Here is a 5,601-nt window from a genome sequence, read left to right as displayed (position 1 = left end):
AGGCGTACTTCACAGCAGGTCCCGCGCGAAGTACGCCGCCGCTTTTTTTGCGATCTCAAGCTCCATCGTCAGCCGTCGATTCTCTGCCTTCAGCCGCGAGAGCTCCATCTGCTCCGGCGTCACGACCTTCGTGCCTGGACCATTCAGCGTTCCGGCCGCTGCGGCCTTGACCCACGTGCGCAGCGTCTGCTCCGAGATGCCAAGCTCCCGTGCAACCACCGAAATACTCTGGCCATCCTTCACCCGTTGCACCGCAAGCGTCCTAAATTCCGGCGTGTGTTGCTGCTTCGGTATCTTCAACATTTTGCTTTCCATTCCGTCGAGTTTACCCGACCTCTTGGAGAGCGAAATTTCGGGGGAAACTCAATCTTCCAACTCGTTTCGTCCACGACGATTTCATCCTTGCATCAACTCATGTGCCGGTTCAGAGCAAGCGCCTGGCATATGCCGAAGGTCGCATGCCGAAGGTCGAGTCGATCGCGCCCCCTTTCCATGATGGCTCGTCATGCGTTGTCGTCATCGAGCTCGAATAGCGCGCGATCGGCCGGACGGGACAGCGCGTCGTCCATCATTTGCCGGAAATCCGCGACATCCCATTCGCCACGTTCGACACGGCGCAGAATGGCTTCGCCGGCGAGCATCATCTTGCGTTCGCGATCCGCGCGCGTTTGTTTGACTTGCTGACGTTGCGCCTTGGCGACTGCCTTCCTGGCCATCTTGAGTTCCTGCAGCTTTTCGTCGGTAGCAACAAGTCGACGCTTGAGCAAAGTCATGAGGTTGACCTCGATGTGGATGCGCGTAACCTTGGCGCCGCCAAGCGGCGGATCCTGGGATCGTTGCCATACGGCTGGGCCCACGTGCGCACGGCGGCTTCGACATCTGCCGCCGCTGGCATGTCCGGCAAGGTCTGAATGGTCCAGCCGCCAAGACGCCTCGGCGCAATATAGGCGGGTTGCCACCTGCCGTCGGCGCGCACGTTGATCAGAAACAGGGACGTGCCGACAACCAGTCGCCAGGTTTCGACGACGACAGCGGGTTCGGGAATGTCGTGATCGGGGATCTTCATACAAATGGGGCCTAATCGCAAGAATCGGCAGTCAGCGCGTCGACGAGATCGAGTTGACCTGGCACCGGTGTCGGCGGTCGCCGTGGCGATTTCGGTCTGGGGTGGCCACCCCGTTTGAGCGCGCGAGCGAGTGCCAGCAGCTGCGTCCAAATCTCGTCGGTTTCGATGGGCGAAAGCGTATCGGCCGCAGCGTCGAGCGCGGCAACCAACTCTGCCAGTTGCCGCGGCGATCGCGCCAAGACCGACTTCGCTTTCGTGCGTGCCCGCCCCACAACAGCCCTGCTCATGCGCGGGTGTCTTTTGTGGGGGTGACGGGATCGAAAGGGTTCGGCCACAGGCTTTTAACCACGGTCTCAGCGCGTGCGCGGCGCTGGTCGAGCGTCAACCGGCGTTTTTGTTCGCGCGTCAGATCGGCGGTGAGCCAGTCGTCCGGGAGCTTTGCACCGACCGACGCAATCGTGCGGCGCTCGCGTACAGCAGGAATCGGCGTCGCCGTGTCCGGAGCGGCCACGGCATCACCCGCAGGCTCTGGCGAAGGATTCAGCGCTTCCTCTGCCCGTCGGGCAACCGGGTGAGTTTCCGGGCGAGCCGCCCGTGAGGGGCGAGTCACGATACCGCGTTCGCGCCGGATTCTTTTAAGGGTCAAAGCGAAAGTTTGATAGGTAAATTCGAGGCCGGTCGCGGCAAGGTCTTGAATGATCGCCGCATACCGAACGCCCGCGCGAATAGCTCGCTCGACGCTGTCGAACACGTCGCGAAGCTGGGCGGTTTTCGACCGACCATCGGACGCGGCCGACAGCGCATCGAGCCGCTGTGCACGTTGTGCGGAGATTTGGGCGTCCATTTGACCGCTCCCTGTGGAAAGAATCGCCATCAGTATGCCGTGAATGATCGAAAGATGCACCAAGAGCGATCAATCTACGATCCTCCGTTATCTGCAAGCTATCCAAAAGTGATCTAAAAGCGATCCATTTCGATCCAGCGATGATCTAACGTCGGGCGGTCGGCTGGAAGCCGAGGCACGACAGATATGTAAACGGAAATGCTGACGCATTTCCCTTTCCATATCCCGTGCTCCAAGGGGATGCCCCTTGGAGAACCCGGCCGGCTCCGCCGGCGGTGCAACATGGCGTTGTTCAGCAGGGTAGGCGCCAAGTTGGTTGCAGACGCAACTATGCATTTTTGAAGCAAACGGGCCTGCCGAACGAATTCCACAGGTTCAGCAGGTTGGCGATGATCACGCCCTCGCACTGCTGCGACTCGAGCCGGCGCGTCAGCAGCCGCGCGCCGATGCGACTCGGCGCAGCGCGAGGGCGTGATCATCGCGAACCGCGTGACCCGGTGGAACCGCTTCGGCCCGGCGGTTTGCGTCAAAACAGCCTCATTGCGCCCGCAACCCACTGAGCGCCCCCTGGTCGAACCAAGCCTACCGGCTCGACGGGCGCCGCGCCAGGGCCCTGCTGAACCAATCCGGGATGGTTCACGGTCAGTGTTGGCGCGTCAGTCGGGCATGATACTTGGCCGCCTCGCGACGCAACCGCGCTTCCTCCGGTGACACGTAGATCGAGGTGGTGCCGAGCGACGCATGGCCGAGCGTGCGCTGCACGACCTCGAGCGCGACGCCCGCGGCCAGCATCTGCGTGCCGACCGTGTGGCGGAACGCATGCGGTGACGTGCTGGCCAGCTTGCGCCGCTCGGCCTCGCTCAGATCCGGCATCATCTCGAGCAGTTGCGCGATCGCCCACTGCGTGAGGCCGCGCGCGCCGCGCACCGAGTAGCCGGCCGTCACGGCCTGGTTGCCGGCGCCGTCGGGCTCGCCGAATTTCGCGCGGGCCCGCGGCGTCGGCGGGATGACCAGCGGCGCCACCAGTGGTAAGCCGAGCGGTACGGTCGCGGCGGCCGCGTCGAAATCCTGCCCGCGATCGCGCCAGTGCGCGCGTAACGCGTCGACGCACGCGTCGCTGACCGGCACGAAGCGTTGCTTGTTGCCCTTGCCGATCACCTCGAGCAACCAGCTGGCCGGCGTGTCGTCGTCAGCCGGCAGCCAGACCAGCGCCGCGCGCGTCGCGGCGACCGCCTCGGCGATCCGCAGGCCGCTATCCCCCATCACCAGCAACAGCGCACGCGCGGCGCGCCAGCGCGGCCCGCCCGGGCCTTGCAGCTCGCCGCGTTCGGCCAGCGTCGCGCGTACCCGGGTCCAAAGATTGAGCGGGAGCGCCCGTTCGACCTGCAGCTTGCGCACGCGCCTGACGACGCTCGGATCGGTGACGGCGGCCCATGGGTTGCCGGCCAGATACCGCACCGCAACCCACCACGTGAACGCTGCGCGAATTGCGCGCACCGCATAGCGCTGGCTCTCCGGCGCGAGGCCACCCGGCGCGAACGGCCGCCACCGGCCGCTCGCGCGCGCGGCGGGCGGCCCGGTGAAGCGCTCACCCGGCGCGGCGAGAAATGCCTTGTAGGCCTCGCAATCTTCGACTCGCATCGACGACAGCGCCACGCCGCGCTCGGCCACGCACCACAACACCAGACGCTCGAGCTCGCGCGTATACGCGCGGCGCGTCGCCGGCCGGTCGTCGTAGCGGTGCAGGTAGGCGCGCACCGCATCCAGATCGTGCGCGGCCCCCAGGTAGGCGAAGGTCGACGCACGGTTCGCGCCGTGCGCGCCCGACAGCTCGACCGGCAGGCTCAGGCGCTCGAGCGGTGCCAGCTGGCCGGCGCCGGCCGTGACGCTCGTCGCCGTCGGGGCCAGCGCGTCGCCGGCGTCAACGTCGGGCTCGACGACCGCGCCAATCGTCTCGGCGTGACGGCGCAACCAGGCGACCAACACACGCGCCCGGCCGACGCCAATGCGCGGCACCGAGCGCCACCACTGGCCGCCGCGGCGGTTCACACACGCGACGAGTTCGCCGAGCGTGCGAATACCCTCGCCGACCAGGCGCGCGGCCACGAGCGGCCGGAACCAGCGACCCACGGGATGATCGGCCTGCGGCGTCGCGATGGCCCACTGCGCGGCCACCTGCTCGATCAGCTGCAGCGACACGGGCGTCAGGCGCGGCTCGCCGTATTTCGCGATCGCCCCCTTCAGGTGCGCGACCAGCACCGGCGAACCATCGCGCAGCGCGACCTCCACCAGGTCGTCGCGCATCGTGCGCAGCAAGTGCGCGACGTCGACCGGTTCGGCGGCATCGCGATCGAAGTACAGCCGCTCGATCGTGGCGATCGGCAGGCCTTTCACGCGCGCGCGCAGCGCCGTGAACTCGGTGCGGCTGTAGGTGCGCGGCGGCGGCAGTTCGAGCGGCTGCGGACGATTCGCCATCGCCCTACCCTGCCACCGGGATCGGCGAGTGGCCGTCGTGATGGGTGATGCGTTCGAGTTGCGCCCAGGCGTCGACGAACCGGTGCAGGGGCGCCTCGGCCAGTTGCCCATCCAGGTGCACCACCAGCCGTTCGAGCGCCGCCCGTTCGGGATCGGTCAACGTGGACGGCCGGCCCGCCTCGGCGCGGGCCATCACCGCGTTAAGCACTGCGTCAGCCGTCTGGTAACGGGTGAGATCCGGATCACGCGCGTCACGTAACAAGAACGCCAGGTAGAGGGCATTGAGCAGCGCCGCGCAGGCGGCGGCATCGACATGGCCGGCCCGCAAGGTCGCCAGCGCCAGATGGAATTTCAGGGACAACCGCTGCACCTCGGCCGTCGGCAGCGGCAACAGTTGGGCTTTGGTCAGGGGGCGACGGCTGCCCCGAGGAGATGTCCGGCCGGTTGCGCGGGAGGCGGTTTTTCGCATGGCCGTCAGCGCCCGTCCTGCTGCAGCTGCCACGGCCACATCACCCGCGCCCGCAACACGTCAACGTCATCGCGCACCACGCGAATCAGACATCGGGCCGGTACGCGTGCTGCGACATCGGTGCCAATCAGGCCGAGCCGGCGCAGCGTCGTCACGGCCACCGTGAGCGTGTTGCCGACGAAGTCTGCGGGGCTCAGGCTTGCGTAGTGCAGGCCAGCGGCTTCCAATTCGGCCCCCACGTCGGCCGGGTCTGCGGCACACGTGGGCGCGCCGGACGATGCCCCGTCGGTAAGCAACGCGAGCAGGCGCGCCTGGTCGGCCGCCAGGGTCGGAGGGTGAGCGTCGCCGTGCGTCGCGTGTAATTGGTGCGCGAAACCGAGCCACAGGACGAAAAGGCTGCGTGCCGACGCCTGCGGCACCAGACGGCCCGAGGACTCGGCCGCACTCGCCGCACCGGCGAGATACGCCCGCATGTCCGCTTCGATACGCATGGTCAACTGCTGATAGGTAATCGGAGGGGCGATCGACATCGACATGGTCCTCACCAGAGAAAAAATCCTTCGGCCGCCCAGTCCTGGCGCGGCGCAAACCGTACTATACGGGTTTTGACCCATTAAACGCAATGCCGCTAAGCAGACTTATCGGCATTGGACGCAGGCCAAAAAAACGGGCCAACCGGCCCGCCCTAGATTACAACGACTTACAAGAGGTGCAGTTCCCGGCACCTCTTCGTGGTGATCATTCGTA

6 protein-coding genes and 1 pseudogene are annotated in these 5,601 nt (G+C 66.3%); all 7 read right to left on the bottom strand.

Going from position 1 to position 5,601, the window contains the following annotated elements; translation table 11 throughout:
- Positions 1-303, bottom strand: a pseudogene (locus CFB82_RS40805) (transposase); the annotation flags it as partial.
- A gap of 200 nt (positions 304-503) precedes the next feature.
- A complete protein-coding gene (locus tag CFB82_RS40800) occupies positions 504-773 on the bottom strand; it encodes a hypothetical protein (protein WP_089487868.1) in 270 nt (89 codons plus the stop codon).
- A complete protein-coding gene (locus CFB82_RS42920) occupies positions 770-1,066 on the bottom strand; it encodes a hypothetical protein (protein WP_143751070.1) in 297 nt (98 codons plus the stop codon). The genes CFB82_RS40800 and CFB82_RS42920 overlap by 4 nt, the downstream gene beginning before the upstream one ends.
- Positions 1,067-1,349: 283 nt before the next feature.
- Positions 1,350-1,910 (bottom strand): hypothetical protein, encoded by a 561-nt coding sequence (locus CFB82_RS40790; RefSeq protein ID WP_089487869.1) that lies wholly within the window; start codon positions 1,908-1,910, stop codon positions 1,350-1,352.
- Positions 1,911-2,552: 642 nt separating this feature from the next.
- Positions 2,553-4,385 (bottom strand): phage integrase family protein, encoded by a 1,833-nt coding sequence (locus CFB82_RS40785; RefSeq protein WP_089487866.1) that lies wholly within the window; start codon positions 4,383-4,385, stop codon positions 2,553-2,555.
- A gap of 4 nt (positions 4,386-4,389) precedes the next feature.
- On the bottom strand, positions 4,390-4,854 hold the full coding sequence (locus CFB82_RS40780) for a hypothetical protein (RefSeq protein WP_089487865.1): 465 nt from the start codon (positions 4,852-4,854) through the stop codon (positions 4,390-4,392).
- A 5-nt stretch (positions 4,855-4,859) separates the two neighbouring features.
- A complete protein-coding gene (locus CFB82_RS40775; RefSeq protein ID WP_089487864.1) occupies positions 4,860-5,390 on the bottom strand; it encodes a hypothetical protein in 531 nt (176 codons plus the stop codon).
- Positions 5,391-5,601 lie beyond the last annotated feature (211 nt).

The sequence above is a fragment of the Burkholderia sp. HI2714 genome (assembly GCF_002223085.1).
Classification (GTDB): Bacteria; Pseudomonadota; Gammaproteobacteria; order Burkholderiales; family Burkholderiaceae; genus Burkholderia; species Burkholderia lata_D.
This window is presented reverse-complemented; position numbering and strand designations above follow the sequence as displayed.